23 protein-coding genes, 1 tRNA gene and 1 riboswitch are annotated in these 23216 nt (G+C 40.2%); of the genes, 2 read left to right on the top strand and 22 right to left on the bottom strand.

Annotated elements, in window-relative coordinates:
• Positions 1-62 precede the first annotated feature (62 nt).
• Positions 63-881, bottom strand: a complete 819-nt coding sequence (locus tag MKY15_RS15665) for a hypothetical protein (RefSeq protein ID WP_342537949.1) — start codon at positions 879-881, stop codon at positions 63-65.
• Between the two features lie 1054 nt (positions 882-1935).
• Between MKY15_RS15665 and MKY15_RS15660 the strand changes: the two genes are divergently transcribed.
• Positions 1936-2523 (top strand): recombinase family protein, encoded by a 588-nt coding sequence (locus tag MKY15_RS15660; RefSeq protein WP_342537948.1) that lies wholly within the window; start codon positions 1936-1938, stop codon positions 2521-2523.
• 257 nt (positions 2524-2780) lie between these two features.
• On the opposite strand, the gene MKY15_RS15655 is transcribed toward MKY15_RS15660, so the two are convergent.
• The 16 genes from MKY15_RS15655 to MKY15_RS15580 form a co-directional block, all read right to left on the bottom strand.
• Positions 2781-3179, bottom strand: a complete 399-nt coding sequence (locus MKY15_RS15655; RefSeq protein ID WP_342537946.1) for a hypothetical protein — start codon at positions 3177-3179, stop codon at positions 2781-2783.
• A gap of 339 nt (positions 3180-3518) precedes the next feature.
• The gene (locus tag MKY15_RS15650; RefSeq protein WP_342537945.1) at positions 3519-3821 is read right to left on the bottom strand and encodes a hypothetical protein; all 303 of its coding nucleotides are present in this window, start codon (positions 3819-3821) and stop codon (positions 3519-3521) included.
• 424 nt (positions 3822-4245) lie between these two features.
• Positions 4246-5520 (bottom strand): DEAD/DEAH box helicase family protein, encoded by a 1275-nt coding sequence (locus tag MKY15_RS15645; RefSeq protein WP_342537944.1) that lies wholly within the window; start codon positions 5518-5520, stop codon positions 4246-4248.
• Positions 5521-6449: 929 nt separating this feature from the next.
• Positions 6450-7415, bottom strand: coding sequence for a site-specific integrase (locus MKY15_RS15640; protein ID WP_342537943.1), 966 nt, complete (start codon positions 7413-7415; stop codon positions 6450-6452).
• 822 nt (positions 7416-8237) lie between these two features.
• The gene (locus tag MKY15_RS15635) at positions 8238-8387 is read right to left on the bottom strand and encodes a hypothetical protein (RefSeq protein ID WP_342537942.1); all 150 of its coding nucleotides are present in this window, start codon (positions 8385-8387) and stop codon (positions 8238-8240) included.
• 205 nt (positions 8388-8592) lie between these two features.
• Positions 8593-8666, bottom strand: a tRNA-Arg gene (locus MKY15_RS15630).
• Positions 8667-8743: 77 nt separating this feature from the next.
• A complete protein-coding gene (locus tag MKY15_RS15625) occupies positions 8744-9238 on the bottom strand; it encodes a metallophosphoesterase (protein WP_187047347.1) in 495 nt (164 codons plus the stop codon).
• Positions 9235-9849 (bottom strand): XTP/dITP diphosphatase, encoded by a 615-nt coding sequence (locus MKY15_RS15620; RefSeq protein ID WP_342537941.1) that lies wholly within the window; start codon positions 9847-9849, stop codon positions 9235-9237. The genes MKY15_RS15625 and MKY15_RS15620 overlap by 4 nt, the downstream gene beginning before the upstream one ends.
• Complete coding sequence (gene rph / locus MKY15_RS15615; RefSeq protein WP_067207874.1) at positions 9846-10604, bottom strand: ribonuclease PH; 759 nt, start codon at positions 10602-10604, stop codon at positions 9846-9848. Before rph ends, MKY15_RS15620 begins: the two co-directional genes overlap by 4 nt.
• Before the next feature lie 100 nt (positions 10605-10704).
• A complete protein-coding gene (gene racE / locus MKY15_RS15610) occupies positions 10705-11499 on the bottom strand; it encodes a glutamate racemase (RefSeq protein ID WP_338652855.1) in 795 nt (264 codons plus the stop codon).
• 9 nt (positions 11500-11508) lie between these two features.
• Positions 11509-11964, bottom strand: coding sequence for a MarR family transcriptional regulator (locus tag MKY15_RS15605; RefSeq protein ID WP_067207869.1), 456 nt, complete (start codon positions 11962-11964; stop codon positions 11509-11511).
• A gap of 203 nt (positions 11965-12167) precedes the next feature.
• Entirely contained in the window at positions 12168-12392 is a 225-nt protein-coding gene (locus MKY15_RS15600) for a LuxR C-terminal-related transcriptional regulator (RefSeq protein WP_067207867.1), read from the bottom strand.
• A 72-nt stretch (positions 12393-12464) separates the two neighbouring features.
• Positions 12465-12908, bottom strand: coding sequence for a thioesterase family protein (locus tag MKY15_RS15595; RefSeq protein WP_067207864.1), 444 nt, complete (start codon positions 12906-12908; stop codon positions 12465-12467).
• A 138-nt stretch (positions 12909-13046) separates the two neighbouring features.
• On the bottom strand, positions 13047-13853 hold the full coding sequence (gene sdhB, locus MKY15_RS15590) for a succinate dehydrogenase iron-sulfur subunit (RefSeq protein ID WP_338652857.1): 807 nt from the start codon (positions 13851-13853) through the stop codon (positions 13047-13049).
• Between the two features lie 5 nt (positions 13854-13858).
• On the bottom strand, positions 13859-15613 hold the full coding sequence (gene sdhA / locus MKY15_RS15585) for a succinate dehydrogenase flavoprotein subunit (protein ID WP_067207858.1): 1755 nt from the start codon (positions 15611-15613) through the stop codon (positions 13859-13861).
• 120 nt (positions 15614-15733) lie between these two features.
• Complete coding sequence (locus MKY15_RS15580) at positions 15734-16342, bottom strand: succinate dehydrogenase cytochrome b558 subunit (RefSeq protein WP_067207855.1); 609 nt, start codon at positions 16340-16342, stop codon at positions 15734-15736.
• 237 nt (positions 16343-16579) lie between these two features.
• Between MKY15_RS15580 and MKY15_RS15575 the strand changes: the two genes are divergently transcribed.
• Positions 16580-16996, top strand: coding sequence for a YslB family protein (locus MKY15_RS15575; protein WP_338652858.1), 417 nt, complete (start codon positions 16580-16582; stop codon positions 16994-16996).
• Between the two features lie 510 nt (positions 16997-17506).
• Here MKY15_RS15575 and MKY15_RS15570 read toward each other — a convergent pair.
• From MKY15_RS15570 to MKY15_RS15550, 5 genes are all read right to left on the bottom strand, one after another.
• A complete protein-coding gene (locus MKY15_RS15570; protein ID WP_067207851.1) occupies positions 17507-18724 on the bottom strand; it encodes an aspartate kinase in 1218 nt (405 codons plus the stop codon).
• 91 nt (positions 18725-18815) lie between these two features.
• Positions 18816-18995, bottom strand: a riboswitch (Lysine riboswitch).
• 49 nt (positions 18996-19044) lie between these two features.
• On the bottom strand, positions 19045-20838 hold the full coding sequence (gene uvrC, locus MKY15_RS15565) for an excinuclease ABC subunit UvrC (RefSeq protein ID WP_187047343.1): 1794 nt from the start codon (positions 20836-20838) through the stop codon (positions 19045-19047).
• 146 nt (positions 20839-20984) lie between these two features.
• Complete coding sequence (gene trxA / locus MKY15_RS15560; protein ID WP_342537938.1) at positions 20985-21299, bottom strand: thioredoxin; 315 nt, start codon at positions 21297-21299, stop codon at positions 20985-20987.
• A 125-nt stretch (positions 21300-21424) separates the two neighbouring features.
• The gene (locus MKY15_RS15555; protein ID WP_187047342.1) at positions 21425-22399 is read right to left on the bottom strand and encodes an electron transfer flavoprotein subunit alpha/FixB family protein; all 975 of its coding nucleotides are present in this window, start codon (positions 22397-22399) and stop codon (positions 21425-21427) included.
• Positions 22400-22431: 32 nt separating this feature from the next.
• Entirely contained in the window at positions 22432-23205 is a 774-nt protein-coding gene (locus MKY15_RS15550) for an electron transfer flavoprotein subunit beta/FixA family protein (protein ID WP_187047341.1), read from the bottom strand.
• Positions 23206-23216 lie beyond the last annotated feature (11 nt).

Here is a 23216-nt window from a genome sequence, read left to right as displayed (position 1 = left end):
GTAGAATATCCGACTGAATACGTTCCCAACTATCCATAGTTTCTATTGTTTTCCTAATCTGTTCATCGGTCATTATTATCTCCGTTAGTATTACTTTCTTCTAACTTTTTCTTTTCCCAATCTCCCAATTCTAACGCAGTGACTATCATTGAGTTTATACTAACAGAATTTCCTGTGAAATTCTTTGGCATTAAAGTGAAAATAATATCTTCGAAATATTTAACAAAAGAAATATCAAATTGGATTAGCTTTTGTTTCCATTCCTCTATGTTTATTGACTTTCTGTTTAACATTTTCAGTTTATACCCAGCCATATCTATTGGAATAGCGTCATCATTTAAGCCTAATCCTTCAATATGAAAAGTACCCCTGTGTTTAATATAATTATATGCACTTCTTATTTCACTAGTAGGTGTGGAAATGAAAAAGTCGTTTATATACTTAAACAGCCCATCCCTCTTTGCTATTTTTACTAAACGCCCTTGCAGGTTTTCGAGATTACAATCTGCTGTCGCTTGTATGTAATAATCTTCATCTTGAATTACACCAAAATGTGCGTCACCATGATACAAATAAAGAACTTGCCAAGACAAGTCAATACAGTAGTTGTATAGTGCTAAAGCATCGAACAAAAACTTTGACCTGATGAATGTTAAGTGGAATTCGTCATTTTCGGCAATAAGCTGACCATAATTATCTATTTCTAGATACATTAGAGAAGCCCTTGCCATTTTAAATTGAATATAAACATCCTGAATCTTGTGTCCAGCTAGTATTAGATTTGCATCCTCCTTTGCAAACTCTATATATTGTTTCATGTCAGGTGTATACTCTCGCCAATGTTCAACATTATGAATGTCTGACAAATCATGTGCTTTCATCTAAATACCCCCCTATTAGAAAATACTGGTAATATTCAATTATACAACAAGCGTTAAAGAATTTCTCATAGTTAGGAAAATATTTTTTAACCCACCGAAAAAGTTTCGTTAAGGATATAAGATTATAGAAACCCTCACAGATACCCAATTATTACTGTCAAAAAGTTTTGAAACCGAGGCTTATATTTTTCATACACCAGTCGGGGGTGTAGGGGGTAGTCGCCCCCCATGCCCACCCTTGTGGTAGTAATTGACAGTACTTATATAACTACATACATGACTACGTGTGATAGGTGGTAGCGTGTCGCTGTCCAGTCGCTTGTGTCTGCTTGTCTGTTGTCCTTGCTTGTGTTGGGGGTGTTGTCGTGCGTCCTGCGTCCATTGTGTGGCGTTGTGCGTTGCCTGTTCCTTACTGTAGCTGTTGCTATGGTGTCGCTGTGTGTGTGCCTGTGGCTGTGCTGTATGCCCTTGCTGTGACGCTGTTCTACGGCTGGCGTTATGCTGTGCTATGGCTGGATTACATAGCATAGTCCACTATTGACACCCACCATTGATAGCCCCCCCCAACCCTTGTTTCTGTGGTGCTGAGGCGGTGCTATTAAATGTGATTATTGATAGTGGGGGTTTTAATAGTTCCATAAAGAAAAGGCTGTAAAGAAAACCCTCTATAAAGAAATGTCCCTAAAGAAATGCCTTATTTCTTAGGCGGCTTTTTGTCTTTCCTTTTATAGATACACCAAGCACCAATGGCACTAACCCCCATACTTAAAACAGAATCTAAAACGCCTAATACCTCGCTAAGTAATTGCACTATGTATGACCTCCTTATTAGTTGATTGTTAGTAATATAGGAGATCCCTTCTTTTACTTTTAAAAGAAGTTTCCTCTATGGACTTAAAACAACTAATAGAGGGTTTTCAGACATAACCAATAAAAATAACCGTGTCATAATGTCTACACTTGTTGACACGGCATAGAAAGCCCTGTACTATAGGATTTAGATAGTATCAAAAAGTCGTATCAAATAGGAAAGACCAAAAAGGGGCAAATACATATGATTTATGGCTACGCAAGGGTATCAACTAATAAGCAAGAATTGGACATTCAAATTAAATCATTAAAAGAGGCAGGGGCTACTAAGATTTTTAAGGAGAAAATCAGTGGTGCTAAAGCTGACAGAAAAGAAATGACCGCATTATTGGAAGTAATCAAGGCTGGTGACACGTTAATTGTCACTAAGGCGGATCGTATTGCACGTTCTCTTTCACAATTAGAATCATTTGTAATGGATCTTACTAAAAAAGGTGTGTCGGTACATATCAAAAATATGGGGCTATTTACAGCCGAATCAATGGATAATCCAATTACAAAGATGTTATTTCAAGTCTTAGGTTCATTTGCTGAGTTTGAACGGTCTATGATATTGGAGAGAACGCAAGAAGGTATACAGAACGCTAGAGACAAAGGCGTTAAGTTTGGCAGGAAGTCCAAGACATTCGTAATTGAAGGGGCTTTATTACATGCTATTGAACAGGTAGAGGACGGCAAAATGTCACAGCCTGAGGGTGCTGAGTTTGCTGGGTGTAGCGTTGCCACTTTTAAGAGACGGTTGAAGGAATATAGAGAACAAAAGGAGGGCTGACCATTTTGGTTGGTCCTTTTTTGTATTTATCTGACAATGTGCATTGCTTTATGCGGATCACCCGTTCGCACTTACTCCCACCTAGCTTTGTGCATAAAAATATCTGAGAGTATGCACACCAATGCACAACGACCAAGCGGTGTTTCCACTGTTTTGACCAATCTAAAGAATTAAGAAACCTTTATTTTATGCGGACTTCAAGCAAAACCATCATTGTACAACCTATTTACGAATTAAAAAAGCACCCAAAATGGATGCTATAATGGTAACGACTGGTAAGCATTATATACTGTTTGTGCCATGCTAATTAGAGATTGCATAGTACTTGCATTTTCGGTAAAGGTTGTGATTTTTTTCATTACTGTTGTAAACTTACTTTCTGCTTCTTCTTCGTTTGAACTTTTCATAATCCCCAATATTTCAATCATTAGCTGGAACATTTCGTCCTGTTTATCATTACTTTTTTGAAGAAGTATTGTCATTTCTGTTAAAAGTGCTGTATTCTTTTCAATTCCCTGTAAAGCATTTACTACTGATTCTCTATATTCTGTTTCCCTTTTCTCAGTTTCTTCTCTATTTCTATAAATTTCTTCTAAACTTTTATCTAGGTAACTAGTGTCAATACCCATGTTTGTTGGATGAATTGGGTTATGCAATGGCTTTGCTTGTTTGCTGAGTTGAATGAATTTATCTTTTCAAAAATTTCTTTACTATCCATTAACAATTCCCCCTTTATCCTACTTCTTACTTGAATCCCATTTTACCACATTGGTTAAATATTACACTATTGCTTTGTTAATAAATTTGTATAACCAGTAAAATAGTGGTCAGGAATTGGGGCATAGTACAAAAAATGAACGTTGATACTTTCTTTACTTTAATTACTTCTTCATTTTTGCACTTCAAATAATTTATAATACCTCAGGACATTGACTAGCAGTTCCTATAATTTTATTGAATTTACCGCTGAATTATTGTTTAGATTGTCAAAAAAGTCATTTTATTATATTTGTTAATCCCACTATTACCGCTTTGGTTTCTATAATTCTTTCTTCTTCCCTTCTATCTAATTCCCCCACCATCTTCTTCAACTCACAAATCTCACTCTTTAAATGAACATTCTCTTCGATCATTTCTTCAAAAGTACGTAAAGTTTTATATGTATGATCCACACATATTTTTAAAGCTTCATTATTACTGACATGCCCATAAAATGAGTTTTCTCTAAAATATTCAAGTAATTCCATAAACTTATCCCAATTTTCTTGGTCAAAATTCCCACCGACTGAATAACCCATCAAATCACTCCATTTTTTCTGTGATACTTATAATTTAGCACACGAGACCAAATAAGTTAAATTAATTGTTGACTTGTTGAGTAATCTATGGTAATCGCGGTAAGTTAATGTAACTCGCTGTAAATTACAGTAACTTAAGTTGCTTCGTTATTAACTCGGCATAAGCCTCGTGTTCGGGTTTACACCCTCACCCCTATAGATTCTTTTAATAGTATTATTACATGCTTCTATTACAGCCATATTAACACGGAGAGGGGTAGCCGTTTTTTGGCTATCCCTTGTAGTGTTATTTGGTAGGATTCTTTACTATGATTATGATTTTATTTATCTTTCTTATAAGGAAATAACCTCTAAACCCAATGGTACCAATGGTTTGCAGACTTGTTTGCTAGGTAGTGTTTAGCAAGGTTTTAAATGAATACAATTAAATCTCATTGTTTAAATAGCGTTCCAATAACGTTCTCATTCGAACAGATGGAATATAAACATTTATAAATTGTTCAGTACGAATACGACTACGAAATAACCATTGAAGTAGTTCTGACAATGCAAATAATTCCATATTCATTTCTACATCATTCCTACTAAAGAAGTTTTTTATCACAGGATTCGTATACCTATTCGCGATGTAGATACATGTACTTTTATGTTGATAATCATTAGTAGCACGTGCATTTACACTGACAAATTGATCCTTTAATCCTGTTGGAGTAATCTTATCCCTAAACGTTTGGAAGGTGGTCCACATAACCTCTTCAGTCGGAACATTGCACTTATGGCGGTAATAGTTATAAGCACAATTTCTGATTACTCGTTTTGTTTCAGTGTTCATAGTCCTCTTCTTTAAATCCGAAACACTGAATGAAGAATGTTTACTTCCAATCTTATTCATATCTTTCTTATCTTTAGGAGAGGGGTAGTAAATATTTATTAGGTTCTTTAAATGTGAACGACTTTCTTTCTCAAAGGGAACGTATGAAGACAGCTTATATTCCCCATTTGATTTCATTATAGATTTGAAATTATAATTGATACCAAATAAATCAAAGTAAGCACGTTGAATTTGTCCGTTAAACATATAAGTTAAGATATAGATTTCCTCAAAACACTTAAAGACTTCAACTGGGAACGTCCAATATACTGCAATAGGATTAGATGCATCATCTTCATACATCATCAGGTTACCTGAGTTTGCTAAATTACGGACTTTCTCAAAATACCCTCGCTGATAGCCAACTTGCTTCCATGACACAATACCCTTGTTGTCCACTTCAATTACCTTATTCTCTTTAAGCATCTTTAAATCATCTTTGGAAATAGTAACCTGTTCAATTACATCCACAACTTCATCCAAAATCAAAATATAATCTTCCATCTCTAAAAGATCAATAATTTCACTATCTACACTATCTACACGTTTGAATAGTGAATGAGTGGATACGATGTTTTCCCCATCAGCTATTAGGCGTTTAATATCCCCTAACTTTGTATCACCTTCACTATCAGCTTCTGGTTGCTTAAAGTTACAGTTAACAGAAGATATAACCCGTTCTACTTCCGTTTTAAAAGGTGTAATGTAAATAAACTTCTGGTTAGGTAGTGCATTTTTCATATATTGAATAGCCCAGCTAGTTTTTCCACTTCCCATAATTGAATCAATAATAGTCGTTTTTGTTTCTGTCGGATTTTTGTATAGCATAATAATTTTCCTCTCTTATGTTGTTGTACAAGAATTACTTCTCACATAAGCACTTGCACTTCTCACACAAAAAAGGACATTAAGAATGTAATTAGTTCTCTATCGAATAATGCTACCTAATCTCCCTCTAAAAACAGCAAGATTATTCTTACTAATCCCCTTCTTTCCCATGTACTTTATTTCATTCCTCATCAATACTTGTACTTTTGATCCGTGTTTATTTGACAAAATCGGGCTATTTTTTCATCATGAAGCCGAGTGAAAGGAAACGGCTGGCGTCAAAATTGACTGCCTACACTAGAAAATTACGAAATCATTCAGTAATTCATCTAGCACAGACAGACAACTGTAACATCTCATATCTCATGAATCCTCGTTCAAGGAATCCGTATGTATGCCTCTTGTTTAATTGTGAGATTTCTCTCAATGCACCTACTATCTACTTCTGCCCCCGATAGTTCTTATAATCCCGTCATGCAACGTCATATGCAAAACGTAAATGTTTATCTCACTTTTTTTAGAACTCAACAACAATTATAATGTGTGGTGCATTCTGCAAGCCCGTAAGCCGTCAGATCTTCCACTCCTAGCCGTTAATGGTCGCTAACACCATTCACACTCAAAGCGAAACAAGAAACGCTTATATAGAGTGCTAGACGTTTGTTTGCGGCGGGAACGTCATAACCTATCCAGTTTTATTTTGATTCGAGTTAGTGGGCAACCTCGAAAGAGTTTCACCTAAAAAAGGCAATAGGAAACTAGACCTTTGCATTTCAGCTTTTTTTCAAGTAAAATAAAGGCAAGATAACTCATATTTAATTAAATTTAAATTTCGAAGGTTTGGGTTTGTTAAGATATGAGGTCAAGTTAAGTCACCTATTACGAGTAGGTGGCTTTTTATTTTTCTCACTTAATACCAAACACTATTACTATAGATAATCTCTTAATTTATCCGCTATATCTGTTAATTCGGTATGCAGATATTTAGTAGTCACAGATAAATCGTTATGTCCTAATGCCTTTGAAACTAACAGCAAATCATTAGATTTTGCATATAAGTTTTTAGCAAAGCCACGTCTTAACGCATGCGGATTAATATTATTGATTCCGTACTTTAATGTGTATTTCCTAAGTTGCTTTTGAATTGAATTAGACGTAATTGAATTTGTTGTCGGCTTTCCTTTAATCGTAATAAATAAATTATCATTAATTTCTTTGTATTCACCTCGAATCAAAACATTTTGTTTTATCATGATTTGTAATAGATAAGCCACTTGTTCATCTATCGGTAAAATTAAACCTTTATGATTTTTCATTACCTCTCCATCAAGTTGTAATCTCTGGTTAACAAAATCAACTTGTTGTTCCTTCATACGTGCAATTGTTCCAATCCGTAATCCACAGCGATACATTAATAAAACAGCCGTAGCATTTCTCAAATCTAAGAACTTTGTATAGTCAAGAACCGATAATAGTAAATTCACATCTTCATCTGTTGCCCCTACCTTAATTTCAGTATCCACTTTGATATTTACTGACCGCCAAAACTTATTAGTAAACCATCCATTATCAAAACAACGTCCTAGAAATGCCTTGAAGCACTTTAAGCGTGTTAATTTGGTTGTATTTTTGACGTTCATTTGTGCCAGCCACGAATATATAATGTCACTCGTTATATCTACTAAATACTCAACTTTAGTATCTCTGATAAAGTATTGAACAATTGTACGGTAATCGTATAACGTTCTTTCACGGCACCCTCCTACTTCAAGTTGTTTTAAAATCACAGTCAATGCCTGTTCAATTTGCAAGTCATTCCGCTTCTCTTGCTGTTTTCTTACTTGGAATAACGGTTGTTCAATTTGGATATCAAATATCCCCTTCTTTTTGGACAAAGAAAAAAGCACCTCCACCTATAATTCTTTAGTACAGAAACTCGACTGACCGAGTACTGTAATATTGAATCATAAGCGAAAATGCTTATTTCTCTTAATATAACGTAATAAAAATGTATGTCCCAGGAGGGATTCGAACCCCCGACCGATGCCTTAGAAGGCCGTTGTTCAATCCAGCTGAGCTACTAAGACAACACAGTCATACCAACAATTTGAGACGTTTTCAGACCGTAACTACCTTTGAACCAATGATAACCTTATACAAACCTATCGCAAAGCTCAGTTCGTTAGCAACTTCAATTCGCGTGGGTGTATGAGGTCACTTATATATAGAAAGATACCCTTCCTCAATATCGGAAACTACGCCCCTCTGTTGCGCTTATAAGGAGAAACAATGAAAGCAAGTCAACATCAAAAGATAGGAACGCTCACAGGATATTCTCAGATGGTATTATCTGTTTTGGCAATACAAATAAAAAACGAGATAAACACTTGGTTACCTCGCTTCATTGCTACTCGCATTCTCTTGCTTCTCAACCGCCTGAACTTGTTCTATACGCTCTTTTAAACTCACCTGAGCAACATACATATATATATACATTTGCCTTCGTAGGAGCGCTCATAAATCTATTCTCTGACCTCGCATTTGCCCAATATCAATGTTCTACCTGCTCATGTAAAAGAATGATTTTACTTTAATCCTCTTTACATAATCAAATTGTAATATATTAAATACTTAAACAAGTGTTATACCGTCACTAATTCTAAAATAGCCTTTTGCCATTGGTCTATTTTTGATAATTTTGAAGATATATCTTCCTTTTATTTATCTGTTTGTTTTTGCTTCTTTTTCAAATACTCCGCACGTATTTTTTCAAGTTGCTGCTTTTTATCAAATTTGGCAGGTATGTTTTTTTCATGATACTTTGTCACAGCTGCCTGACCTTTGGTGTCCAATTGATATTTCCCCACTTTGTTCACCTACTTTTCTTGTTTTTAAAGAGAATCTATTCAACAAATATAATATACTTTATTTTCGGAAGATAATTTCGTGTCTTATTACACGTAAAATACTAGGGTACAAAAAAAGGATTCTGCACCAGTGACCGAAGCCCTGACCGAATCCCTAATCTGTCTCAAACCCTATCACATCAAGGCTTGAACTGCGCTTTTTTAATGTCCCAGGAGGGATTCGAACCCCCGACCGACGCCTTAGAAGGGCGTTGCTCTATCCAGCTGAGCTACTGAGACGTGCGTTTCAAACTTTCATTCATTCCCTAAGGACAATACTTAGTATATATTGCATTAGGAATAAAGTCAACGCTTTTTTAAATCTTTTTTATTTCTATAAAATCTACTATTTCCGATGCCATATTCTTGAATGTAACGCGCACTGTTTCATCCCATTCTACAACAGCATAAGTCGCATCTTTCCCGCCCCGCGGCTGCATTGTGCTGCCTGGATTCAAGAACAGTATTCCGTCTTTCATCTCAGCACCATACAAATGCGAATGGCCAAATAGAACGATATCTGCTCCAGATTCTTTTGCATAATAATAAAGCCCCATCAACGATTGTTTCACATCATGCTCATGACCATGTACAGCTAAAACTGTCTTCCCCTCTACCTTGACCGCAACAGATGCGGGAAACCTAGCATCCCTGTCACAGTTTCCACGGACTCTATGCATTGTCTGTAAAACTGAATCATCGAATGACAGCTCACTATCACCGCAATGGAAAGTCGCGTCCGCAGAAAGTGCAGAAACGGCTTTCACCGTTTCCTTATCTCCATGCGAATCACTCATAACAACAATCTTCATTCTGAATCACCTGGCACTGTCATATATTGAGGTAATTTGAATTTCAACTGAGCTAAAGCTGCTCCCCTGTGTGAAATCTCATTTTTCTCTTCAGGTGACAATTCCGCCATCATTCGATTCTTTTCAGGCACGAAGAAGACTGGATCATAGCCGAAGCCGTTCTTTCCTTGACGTTCATGGTGAATCAGACCTTCACAGCTACCCGAAAACGTTTCTGTAACCAAACCAGGACCAGCCACTGCTAGCACGCAGCGGAATCGAGCGGTACGACCATCCACAGGCGTCGTTTCTAGCTCCTGTAGTACTTTGTCGATATTTGCATCATCATTCTTCTCGAGACCCGCATAACGCGCGGAGTAGACGCCTGGCGCGCCGCCAAGCGCATCGATTTCAAGTCCACTATCATCTGCAATAACGATTTTGCCAAGCAAGCGTGCGACCGTCTCTGCTTTCAGAATCGCATTCGCCTCAAATGTGTCGCCCGTTTCTTCTACATCGATATCTCCTTCGATATCATTTAACGTAAGAACTTTTACTCCCAGTGGCTTAAACAACGCTTCAAAGTCTTTTGCCTTGCCCACATTATTCGTGGCTATCAATACTTCCTTCATGATTCACCTTGTTCTTTCGGTTTGATCAACTGCGCAACAAGTCCAAGTGCTTCTTTTTGCACTTCAACTAGTTGGTTAATTCCTACTTCTGCAAGCTCCACAAGACCGTTCATCTCAACGCGCGTAAATGTCGATTCTTCGCCTGTCCCCTGAAGTTCGACGAAAGCGCCGGCACCAGTCATAACAACATTCATATCGACAGCAGCCGACGAATCCTCGATGTAGTCCAGATCCAGAATGAGTTCACCCTCAACCGTCTTCCCTACACTCGTTGCAGCAAGGAAATCAGTTATCGGGAATTTAGCTAATCCTTTTTCGATGTGTAGTTTCGAGATTGCCATTGCTGTTGCGACGAACGCACCCGTAATCGACGCTGTACGCGTACCACCATCTGCCTGGATAACGTCACAGTCCACCCAGATAGTTCGTTCACCAAGCGTCTCCAAATCGATGACAGCGCGCAGTGCACGGCCTATCAAGCGCTGTATTTCCATCGTACGTCCGCTAACCTTACCTTTTGAAGCTTCACGTTGCGTTCTTTGTCCAGTAGCGCGTGGCAACATAGAATATTCCGCTGTTATCCAGCCTTTTCCGCTATTACGTAAAAAATGTGGAACCCGTTCTTCTATAGAAGCTGTACAAATCACCTTCGTATTTCCGACCGTAATAAGAACTGAGCCTTCGGGGTGAATTAAATAATCTGTTTCAATTGTTACCGGCCTAATCATGTCGGCCATTCTTCCATCATGTCTCATATCGTGTACCCTCCATCATTCAGATTGCGCATTCATCTTATCATAACTCATTTCATATACGCAAAAACCCGGATGTCCAAATCTGGACATTCCGGGTTTCTTACAATTCAATATAGCTTACATTAGGCTTTTCAATCGACAACCAGTCTTCAACAATGCCTTGAAAAGTTTCTGACTCCCCTGTTGTATAAAAAACAGGTGCCACTATGCTGTCAGCAATGCGCTCAATGCCTTTAGAAAGTAGAATACGTTCAACATCACACACTGTTTCTACCGCGGATGAAATAATTTTTACATTATTCGGAAGGGAGGTTGTAATATGTTGCTGCAATAATGGATAATGTGTACACCCCAATATCGCCGCATCAAAATCTTTCCCCTCAAGTTCACGGAGTGTACGGTCAACAATGATACCTGCATTATCTGACTTATACTGACCACTTTCGACAATTGGAACAAATTCAGGACACGCAAGTGAGTAAACCATCGCATTCGGTGAAAGAACATGGATTGCATCATTATAAGCGCCACTTTTAATCGTTCCAGCAGTCCCAAGCACAGCAATTTTTCCCGCCACGGACGCATTAACTGCAGCCCGTGCACCTGGCACGATAACGCCGATGACAGGAAATGAAAATCGTGCTCGGATATCATCGAGTGCAACAGCCGTAGCCGTATTGCAAGCAATGACAAGCATTTTTATACCCATTTCGGAAAGTGCTGATGCCATCTCCATTGTAAACTCCCGGACTTCGTCAATCGGCCGGGGCCCATATGGACAACGAGCATCATCCCCTATATAGACAATGGGTTCATGTGGTAGTCGATTGAGCATCTCTTTAACCACGGTTAGCCCGCCGACGCCCGAATCAATTACTCCAATTGGTGCTTCCACTAAAATCCCTCAATCCTTTTTCATCTCTTGATGTAGTTTACTCAGCAAATCTGAGAAGTCCTTCACTTGTTGTTCATCGAAGTCTACTAACACCGAATTCAAATAATGACGGCGTTTATCAATTACTTCTTCGATTACCCGTTCACCTTCGCTAAGAAGATGAATTCGGACAACACGACGATCTTGATCATTGCGGACACGCTTCACAAGCGAGTTCTTTTCCATCCGATCGACCAAATCAGTCGTAGTACTGAATGCAAGGAACATCTTGTTCGACAAATCCCCAATCGTCATATCTCCATGTTCAAATAGCCACTGTAAAGCAACGAATTGAGGTGGAGTGATTGTATAATTACTAAGAATTCTACGGCCTTGTTGTTTGATGATTGCTGCAACATACCGTAATTCTTTCTCCATATGTGCAACTTCATCTGTATATTGAATTTTTGGTGGGTTATTTTCCATCAACTGAACCAGCTCCCTGAAAACAAATACTGTCTACCTATTGTCCCCCTTTTTTGCGCTTATGGCAATACCTAATAAATTGATGGTAAAAAACGTTAAAAAAAGCTGTTTGAGAGCTGCATAATGCAGATCAAACAGCTACTGTTACAAGGCATCAATCACCTACACTCGGCTATGATCACCCTTCATCATTAACACCTGCTTCAACGCAATTGTAACTCTCCCAACCGTAACAATTCGATTACCGCTTGTGCTCTGCCGGAAACACCTAGCTTTTGAATTGTGTTCGAAATATGGTTGCGAACAGTCTTTTCGCTGATTCCGAGCCGCCCCGCAATATCTTTTGTCGTTTGATCTTCAACGAGCAGATTAAAAATTTCTCGCTCTCTTGCCGTAAGCAAAGAACGGTTTTTAGAGTCCTCTATCAAGACGCGCCCTCCTATCCACTTTCACTTTAAAATATGTGAAGAGGCGGCGAGCTGTGCCGGCTACATGGTGATTTAGTTAACAAAAAGTATTTTCTCCTCTTCAGACCACGCAACACCTTTGCCCGTCTGTCTGCCAATCTGAACCATCGTACCTCGTCCTGTGAAGACGATATCATCTTTACTGTTCTTCGCCATATAGTGAATATCAACAGAACTGTTACCAACTGCGGCGGCTTTAACGAATATTTCCAACTTTTCATCAAAAAAGACTTGCTTCAAAAAATCACATTGCAAATCAGCAACGACCGGAAAATTTTCACCCTTTGGATCAAGCCAATTATTCATAAGCCTAATCTCTTTTAAGAACTCAATCCTCGCATGCTCAAAATAAATAAATGGGACCGTGTTGTTCAAATGACCATACATGTCCGTCTCAGAAAAACGAACGGATATAGGTACAGAAAACTTGAATTCCGATTCCCATGTCGACAACTCTTTTATGTACACTGCTTTCACTGACCAAACATCTCCTCTTCTAAAATGAATACTCATTCATCTATTCTATCAAATACTCCCTAATAAATGAAGGTGCTAAACAAAAATAGAAAAAAGCCCCGCCAAGGCATAATGCCGTAGCGAGGCTAGGGACTGAAATCAGTCCACCATATGGTCACTTCCGAAGAAGTTTTTGAACATTTGTACGTTCGTTGCACGGTTCATTGCTGCAATCGAAGTAGTCAAAGGAATTCCTTTTGGACATGCAACTACACAGTTTTGTGAGTTACCACATTCGCCAATTCCACCGTCTGTCATAATCGTCGCCAGACGTTCGTCTTTGTTCATTGCACCAGTTGGATGCGAGTTGAACAGCCGTACTTGTGATAGCAATGCAGGTCCCATGAAGTTCGTATTGTCGTTAACGTTCGGGCATGCCTCAAGACATACACCGCACGTCATACATTTTGAAAGTTCATATGCCCATTGGCGTTTACGCTCAGGCATACGAGGTCCTTCACCAAGGTCATACGTGCCGTCAATCGGAACCCATGCCTTAATTTTTTTCAACGAATCAAACATGAATTCTCTGTCAACAATCAAGTCGCGAACGACTGGGAATGTCTTCATTGGTTCAAGTTTAATCGGCTGTGTAAACTGATCTACAAGTGCCGTACAAGATTGGCGTGGACGTCCGTTGATAACCATTGAACATGCCCCACAAACCTCTTCCAAACAGCTCATTTCCCAGTTAACTGGTGTTGTTTGCTTACCTTCTGCGTTGACCGGGTTACGACGAATTTCCATTAAAGCAGAAATGACGTTCATATTCGGTCTATATTCTAATTCAAAACTTTCCCAATAAGGTTGTGATTCAGCAGTATCCTGACGTCGAATTTCAAAACGAACCGTTTTCTGTGACGTCTGCTGTTCACGTTCTTGTACTGCCGTATTGTTCTCGCTCATTTAGGTCAATCTCCTTTCTTCGCGGAGTAATCGCGTGTACGTGGTGGAATCAAGGAAACATCTACTTCTTCATAATGGAAGATTGGTGCAGAATGTCCATCGAATTTCGCCATCGTCGTTTTCAAGAAGTTCTCATCATCACGATTCGGGAAGTCCGGTTTGTAATGGGCTCCACGGCTTTCATTACGGTTAAGTGCACCAAGAGTGATAACACGAGCCAAGTATAGCATGTTTTTCAGTTGGCGCGTAAATGTTGCACCTTGGTTAGACCATAGTTGTGTATCCGTAATGTTGATGTTTTCATAACGCTCAAGAAGCTCAACGATTTTATCGTCTGTCGCTTGTAGTCTGTCATTGTAACGAACTACTGTTACGTTATCAGTCATCCATTCGCCAAGTTCTTTATGAAGAACATAAGCGTTTTCAGTACCGTTCATTTTAAGCGTATCATCCCACTTCTGCTGCTCTTCTTTCACTGCTGCGTCGAAGATTGTAGAAGGTAGGTCCACTACAGAACGTTTCAAACCTTTCATGTAATGAATAGCGTTCGGTCCTGCGACCATACCGCCGTAAATTGCTGAAAGGAGTGAGTTTGCGCCAAGACGGTTTGCACCGTGCTGTGAATAATCACATTCGCCCGCCGCGAATAGACCTGGAATACTTGTTTGCTGATTATAGTCAACCCATAGTCCGCCCATTGAATAGTGGACAGCCGGGAAGATTTTCATCGGTAATTTACGTGGATCGTCGCCTGTGAATTTCTCATAGATTTCGATGATTCCGCCAAGCTTAATATCAAGCTCTTTTGGATCCTTATGGGAAAGGTCCAGATACACCATGTTTTCACCGTTGATACCAAGTTTTTGGTTAACACAAACGTCAAATATTTCACGTGTTGCGATATCACGCGGTACTAGGTTACCGTAATCCGGATACTTTTCTTCAAGGAAGTACCAAGGCTTGCCGTCTTTATAAGTCCAGACACGTCCACCTTCACCACGTGCCGATTCACTCATAAGACGCAGTTTATCGTCTCCTGGAATTGCTGTTGGGTGAATTTGTATGAATTCACCATTCGCGTAGTGTGCACCTTGCTGATAAACGATAGAAGCTGCAGAACCTGTATTGATGACAGAGTTTGTCGTTTTCCCGAAAATGATTCCAGGTCCACCTGTTGCCATAATAACTGCATCACCTTTAAAGGCTTGAATCTCCATCGTTTTCATGTTTTGCGCTTTAATACCGCGACAAACACCTTCTTCATCAAGAATAACACCAAGGAATTCCCAGTGTTCGTATTTCGTCACAAGGCCAGCAACTTCATGACTTCGAACTTGCTCGTCTAGTGCGTAAAGGAGCTGCTGTCCTGTCGTCGCACCAGCGAAAGCCGTACGGTGATGCATTGTACCTCCGAAACGTCGGAAATCCAACAATCCTTCTGGCGTACGGTTGAACATAACGCCCATCCGGTCCAATAAACTGATGATTCCTGGTGCTGCATCCGTCATTGCCTTAACTGGTGGTTGATTCGCAAGGAAGTCTCCGCCGTATACAGAGTCATCGAAATGAATGTCAGGTGAGTCGCCTTCCCCTTTTGTATTTACTGCACCATTAATGCCGCCTTGTGCACATACAGAGTGGGAACGTTTAACCGGAACAATGGAGAACAAGTCAACCGGCGTACCTTCTTCAGCGGCTTTGATAGTTGCCATCAGGCCGGCTAGTCCACCGCCGACGACAATCAATCTGCTTTTTGCCATTATTGTTTCACTCCTCAAATTATAGGTGATCTCGTAGTCATTTAGTTAAGTTGTTATTTAATTACGCCTGGGCGTAATTGCGTCCAAATTTGAATCAGCAGGGATTTCTGCTGATTCAAATTAAACAAATGCAAGTAGTGCTTGTATACCGATTACAGAAAGCACTAGGAATATTGCCATTGAGATATACGTAACGATGGTTTGTGAACGTGGAGATTGTGTAATTCCCCAGCTTACTAGGAATGACCAAACGCCGTTCGCCAAGTGGAATGTAGCTGCAAGGACACCTGCAATGTAGAACGCAAGCATGAATGGACTCGATAAGATGTCAGCCATCATATCGTAATCAACTTCATCTCCCAATGCTTTTTGAACTCTTGTTTGGAAGATGTGCCATGCGATGAACACGACTAGGAATACTCCTGTAATTCGTTGTAGCATAAACATCCAGTTTCGGAAAGTCCCGTAACGCTTTACGTTATTTTTCGCTGTGAAAGCTATGTACACACCATAAAACGCATGGAACATAAGTGGGATGTAGATGATGAACCATTCAAGAAACAGTACGAACGGTAAGTTACCCATGAAATTGGATGCAGTGTTGAATGCCTCTGGGCCGCGTGTGGCAAAATGGTTAATCACTAAGTGTTGGGCAACAAAAAGCCCCACTGGAATGATTCCGAGCAGTGAATGAAGACGACGCAAATAAAAATCTGATTCTCTCGACAAGTCTTTTACCCTCCTTTATTAACTGAGTCCTTCAGTGCGCCTCTGTCATCATTTCGACATGAAGCGACCGTTGACGACGTACCTCTTCGTGGTACAATATTATGACATAACCATTGTACTCCTCAGTTTTGAAGAGGTCAAGACGATGTGGGCTTTTCGACACGCCCGAATTTAATATATTATTATTCTCTTGGATTCATTAACGCTATCATTTAACCGAAAGGGTTGCATATTCGATTGGAAAATACTACATATGATTCACCAACCCGTTTTGGCTATGAAATTTTACGAGATCACGTGTTGCCAAGTATCCTCGGGAAACATGAAGATGAAATCCTTTATTGGGCCGGAAAAGAAGTAGCTCGAAAATTCCCGATTTTTGGTATTGATGAACTTCCTGAGTTCTTTCAAGAAGCCGGATGGGGACCACTTCATCTTGAAAAGACGTTGAAAGACGAGGCTTTTTATTCTTTAAAAAATGATTTCGCTACAAATGCCCAAAACAGATCTTGCCAACTTGAAGCCGGTTTCATTGCACAACAGTACCAGAAATTTAGTGGACTGCTCACTGAGTGCTACGGAGAATTTAACGCAAAGGATGGTCTCATCCATTTCCAAGTCAAATGGGACTTAAAAACGAAAGTTGAGGCATGAAAAAGAAGATGCATCCTTTAAATCGGGCGCATCTTCTTTTTCATACAACTAATCTATATATGTTGAACTATTGATTCTATATGATCTCCAGCGAAGGCATCTCCATGCGCCGTGCGTTGTTCAGAGGTTTCTTTATGTCAACATATATAACTAAAAATAACCAGTAAATTACTGCTTATTTTCATGATGAAACACTCTATGTACAGTTTCCGTTGGGTTGCACCTCTCACAGTTTTCTCGTTAATCGCATGAGGGGTTTTTGGGAACGAATGAATAAGCACTTTCCAATCCATAATAGAGCAGCCAAAGATGGAATTTTGGCTGCTGAATCCATCTATATAGCATTTCCTTTTTAATTTTAAGGAAGTGTCACTTTCTATATGGAATTGCACTGTAACTTGTATAGTCTTAACTAAAATTTACAAGGAAGGCTTTATTAAAAGTGATAGAGCGCCCTTTGTCTTCAGGCACTTGCAATAAAATGGTTAACAATAGACATAACAAATTATTTCAGTCGTTGTCTAACCCGAATTGTTTATGAAGCGCCGCTACCGCTATTTCCATATCCGATTCTGGAATAACTACGGATACCTTGATTTCAGACGTACTAACCATTTTCACAGGAACTGATGCACTACGGAGTATCTCAAACATTTGTGCAGCGACTCCTGGGTTGGATACCATTCCACTTCCAACGATTGAAACTTTCGCAAGACCCACTTCAAAGTCGGCTCTGTTGTAACCAAGGGCTTCTTTTTCTGTCTCCAAAACATTAATAGCTTCTGCAAAATCCTCTTTCTTAATGGAAAATGACACAGACGGCTGTACGCCTTCCATAATTGTCTGGACGATAATATCGACGTTAACATGGTGATCCGCAAGTGCAGTGAATATATTCGCAAGCGAGCCATTGTATGGAACGTCATACATAACTGTAATCCGAATAATATCTCTTTCAAAGGCGATGCCCCGAACAATTAAATTGTTTTCCAAATCAATTTCCTCCTTGATAATCGTTCCTTCACCTTCCATATGTGCAGGTCTGACCCGAAGCGGCATTTGATGGTTCTTGGCAAACTCCACCGCTCTTGGGTGAAGTACTCCTGCGCCTAAATTCGCGATTTCAAGCATTTCATCATATGATATTTCCTCAAGTTTCTTCGCTTGTCCAATTAATCTTGGATCTGTCGTAAATACCCCTTCAACGTCTGTGTAAATATCACAGATAGCTGCATCAATTGCAATCGCAATCGCCACAGCACTTGTATCAGATCCCCCGCGACCAAGTGTTGTCAACTCACCCGAGCTGTCAGCACCTTGAAAGCCGGTTATCACTGCAACAGCACCCGATTCAAGCGTCGATACAACCTTATCTGCATGGACTTGCTCGATTCGCGCATTGCCGTGAACTGACTCTGTCGTTACACCCGCTTGCCACCCTGTATATGAGCGAGCCTCCAAACCTTGTGCCGCAATTGCCATCGCTAAAAGGGATGCTGTTACTTGCTCCCCTGTCGCAAGTAGCATATCAAGTTCGCGGCGGCCCGCTTTCGGATTAACTTCCACGGCGAGCTTTAGAAGATCATCCGTTGTTTTCCCCATTGCAGAGACGATAACCGCAACTTGATTCCCCCGACTTACTTCACCTTGTACAAGCTTTGCAGCGCGTGCAATCCTCTCGGGGTTCGCAACTGATGTGCCACCAAATTTCATTACAATTCGTTCCATAATTATTCCCTCCAATTTCCCCCTGAACGCAAAAACGGCCCTCATAAGTATGAGAGCCGGTCCGATTGGAGCGCTCGCCGAAGAGCCGCCCCGTTCAGATAGCTCTCCAGGTATTTTTATACCTGACAGACTTCCATTTATTCAATGGAAATCCAGCAGGACAATCGTGACAGCCGATTGGTCCGCTTCGGCGAATACTCCTTTCAATCCCGTTCATCAGGCTGCCGCCTTCCGGAGATTTACTATTGGTATCCGCACCTCTATCTTCACTACATATGCAATTTTTTAGTGAAAAAACTCAGTGCGTTCACTCTATCACATTACTTCTCTTCTCGCAATGCCTCTTCACGGAAATACGTTTCCACTGATTCCGCAACCACCTTCGGCAAGCCCGCTTGTTGCAGCTCTTCAACGGATGCTTCACGAATCTTTTTCATAGATTCAAAGTGTTTAAGTAATAATGTTTTCCGTTTCGGTCCGACGCCTGGTAATCCATCGAGCGCTGATGTCAATGAATTAGTTTCGCGCCGTTGCCTGTGGAAAGTAATTGCAAACCTGTGCACCTCGTCTTGAATTCGCTGTAACAAGTAAAACGCTTCACTCGTTCTCTTTAGCGGGATCATTTCAATCGGATTGCCATAGAGAAGTTGCGCCGTCTGGTGTTTATCGTCCTTCGCAAGTCCAGCAATTGGAATCGACAAGTTCAACTCATCTTCAATGATTTCCCTGGCCGCTTCCATATGACCTTTACCACCATCTATAACGATAAGGTCAGGTAATGGTAAATCATCCTTTAGCACACGGATATAACGCCGCCTTACAACCTCACGCATCGCCGCATAGTCATCGTGTGCTGCCGCAGTTTTCGTCTTATACTTTCGGTAGTCTTTACGGTTCGGTTTCCCATCAAGGAATGACACCATCGCAGAGACGGCATCTGAACCGTACATATGTGAATTATCAAATGCCTCAATACGGTACGGTATGGTGATATTCATCGCCTTGCCAAGTTCTTCACATGCGCCAATTGTACGAAGTTCTTGTCGTTCAATAAGTTGGAACTTTTCTTTCAATGATATCTCAGCATTCTTGATGGCTAGATGGACGAGATCTTTCTTTTTACCGCGCTGCGGAATGAAGACGTTGACATCTAGAAGTTGACGGACGATTTCACTATCCATTCCCTGAGGCAACAGGATTTCTTTCGGGATTAAATGTTGGGACTTACCGTAAAACTGCCCGATGAACGTTAGCAGTTCTTCTTCCGGTTCTTGATAAACCGGGAATAGCGATACATCCCGTTCAATTAGCTTTCCCTGACGGACGAAAAAGACTTGAACACACATCCATCCATTGTCCACAGCAAATCCGAAGACATCACGATCAGTGAAATCACTCATCGTCATCGCCTGTTTTTCCATAATCGCTTCAATATTAACAATCTGATCGCGGTATTCTTTCGCGCGCTCAAACTCCAAATTCTCCGCAGCTGCAGCCATTTTTTCCGTCAATTCTTTTTTCACACTTTTATAGCCGCCATTCAAAAAGCGGGTAATATCATCAACCATTTCCTTGTACGTTTCCAATTCCACTTCATTGACACAAGGGGCGAGGCACTGGCCAAGATGGTAATACAAACAGACCCGATCAGGCATCGTATGACATTTTCGATAAGGATAGAGCCGGTCAAGCAACTTTTTCGTTTCACCGGCGGCAAAAGCATGAGGATACGGACCGAAGTATTTCCCTTTGTCTTTTTTCACTTGTCTCGTAATGATTAGTTTCGGATGACGCTCTGCCGTTAATTTTAAGTATGGATAGGTCTTATCATCTTTTAACATGATATTATATTTCGGATCATACTGTTTGATAAGGTTCAACTCGAGGACAAGCGCTTCCAGATTGGTTGAAGTGACAATATATTCAAAGTCTATGATTTCTCCAACAAGTCGCTGTGTTTTAGCATCATGGCTACCCGTAAAATAACTACGAACCCGATTTTTCAACACTTTCGCTTTTCCCACATAAATGATTGTCCCTTGCCTATCTTTCATCAAATAACAGCCTGGCAACTCCGGTAATATGGCCAACTTTTCTGCGATTAACTCATTCATCTAATTCACCTACCAAAAAACCGGGTGCCAATGAAGGACCCGGTTATTCTATCAAATACATCTCGGCTATTTGCGACTGCCGCTTCGCTTTCATCGCAAAAAATATTTCGCCCAGATTTTGAACTTCTGCTAAATTAAGTTACTAATTAAGCGTGTTTTGCAATCAATTCAGCAAGTGCTTCTTTTGGTTTAAAGCCGACAACTTTGTCAACAATTTCTCCATCTTTGAAAAGAACCAAAGTAGGGATTGACATGATACCATATTTACCAGCTGTTTCTTGGTTGTCATCAACGTCAACTTTAACAATGTTCGCTTTACCTTCGATTTCGCCGTTTAGTTCTTCAAGAACTGGAGCGATCATTTTACAAGGTCCACACCAAGGTGCCCAAAAGTCAACAAGGACAAGTCCTTCTTTAATATTTTCGTCAAAACTCTGATCAGTCGCGTGAATAATAGCCATAATAAATTTTCCTCCTCTTAATAGATAACCTATGTCTGTATTATAGCATGCAGCTATATGACGGGCTAAATATATGCTTAGTTATTGAAAGAAGCTCCCCACTATTGAGGGAGCTTCACTTTAAATTAGTTTGTCTTAATTTTTTTAATTTCTTCAATCATCATCGGAATAACCTCGAAAAGGTCACCAACAATTCCATAGTCTGCTACTTTGAAAATATTCGCTTCTGAATCTTTATTGATTGCCACGATTACTTTCGAGTTAGACATTCCTGCCATATGTTGGATTGCCCCCGAAATACCTGCAGCAATGTACAAGTCCGGTGTAACAACTTTACCAGTTTGCCCGATTTGTAGAGAATAGTCACAGTAATCCGCGTCACACGCTCCACGAGATGCACCGATTGCTCCACCTAAAAGTGTCGCAAGTTCTTGCAATGGTTCGAAGCCTTCCGCACTTTTCACGCCACGGCCCCCTGCAACAACAACTTTCGCTTCTGAAAGATCGACACCCTCTGTCGATTTACGAATAACTTCTGAAATGATTGTACGAAGATTGGTAACATCAACAGATAGTGCAGCTACGTCGCCTGTTCTGCCTGCGTCGTGCTCTAAAGGCGCAATGTTATTCGGACGTACTGTGATGAATAGAAGTCCGTCTTTGTTCTTCACTTTTTCAAATGCTTTACCAGAGAAGATTGGACGGATGAATACCGCAGCATCGCCCTCGCCTTCAATAGTAGTTACATCAGAGATTAAACCTGATGCTAGTTTACTAGCAATCTTAGGTGACAAATCTTTCCCTAAAGCTGTGTGACCGAACACAATAGCTTCCGGTTTCTCTTGTTCGTAAACCGCCATAAACGCTTGGCTGAATGCGTCAGAAGTATATAGTTTCAAATGTGGATGTTCCACAGTAACGACACGGTCTGCTCCGTAATGAATCATTTCTTCTGCAAGTGACTGAACAGCATCGCCGAGCAATACCCCGACAACCTCTCCGCCTCCCGAAATCTTTTTAGCAGCTGCAATCGCTTCGAATGAAACGTTACGCAAAGCTCCTTCTCGTGCTTCCCCAAGTACTACTACTTTTTTAGACATTTATAGTCCCTCCATTACAATTAAAAGTCTGATTAGATTACTTTAGCTTCATTTTTAAGCAGATTTACAAGTTCATTCACTTGATCAGAAATTTCGCCTTCAAGAATACGTCCAGCAGCTTTTTGCGGCGGAAGGTAAATTTCGATTGTTTGTGTTTTCGCTTCTACGTCATCTTCTTCTAGGTCAAGATCATCTAGTTCAAGCTTTTCAAGCGGCTTTTTCTTCGCTTTCATAATACCTGGAAGTGACGGGTAGCGTGGTTCGTTAAGACCTTGCTGAGCAGTCACTAGTAATGGCAGTGACGTTTCAATTGTTTCAGAATCCCCTTCAACATCACGAATGATTTTGACGGATGTACCGTTGATTTCAAGGTTCGTAATTGTCGTTACGTAGTTAATGCCTAGAAGTTCAGCCACACGTGGACCAACTTGTCCAGAACCGCCATCAATTGCAACGTTTCCTGCAAGAATCAAATCTACTTCTTTATCTTTCAAATACTCAGCAATAATTTTAGCAGATGTGAATTCATCCATTTCATCAAGGTCATCTTCAGTATCGATTAGAACCGCTTTGTCTGCACCCATTGCAAGCGCTGTTCGAAGTTGTTTTTCCGCGTCTTCTCCACCGATTGTAATGACAGTTACTTCGCCGTCATTTGCGTCGCGTACCTGGATAGCTTCTTCAATTGCATATTCATCATAAGGATTGATGATGAACTCCGCACCATCCTCAGAAATTTTACCGTTAGAAACCGTGATCTTTTCCTCTGTATCAAATGTCCGTTTTACTAGTACATAAATATTCATATTGCAGGCCT

The organism is Sporosarcina sp. FSL K6-1540, from assembly GCF_038620285.1.
In the GTDB taxonomy this organism is placed as follows: domain Bacteria; phylum Bacillota; class Bacilli; order Bacillales_A; family Planococcaceae; genus Sporosarcina; species Sporosarcina psychrophila.
The sequence above is the reverse complement of the archived record's forward strand: the minus strand, read 5'-3'. Positions and strand labels throughout refer to the sequence as shown.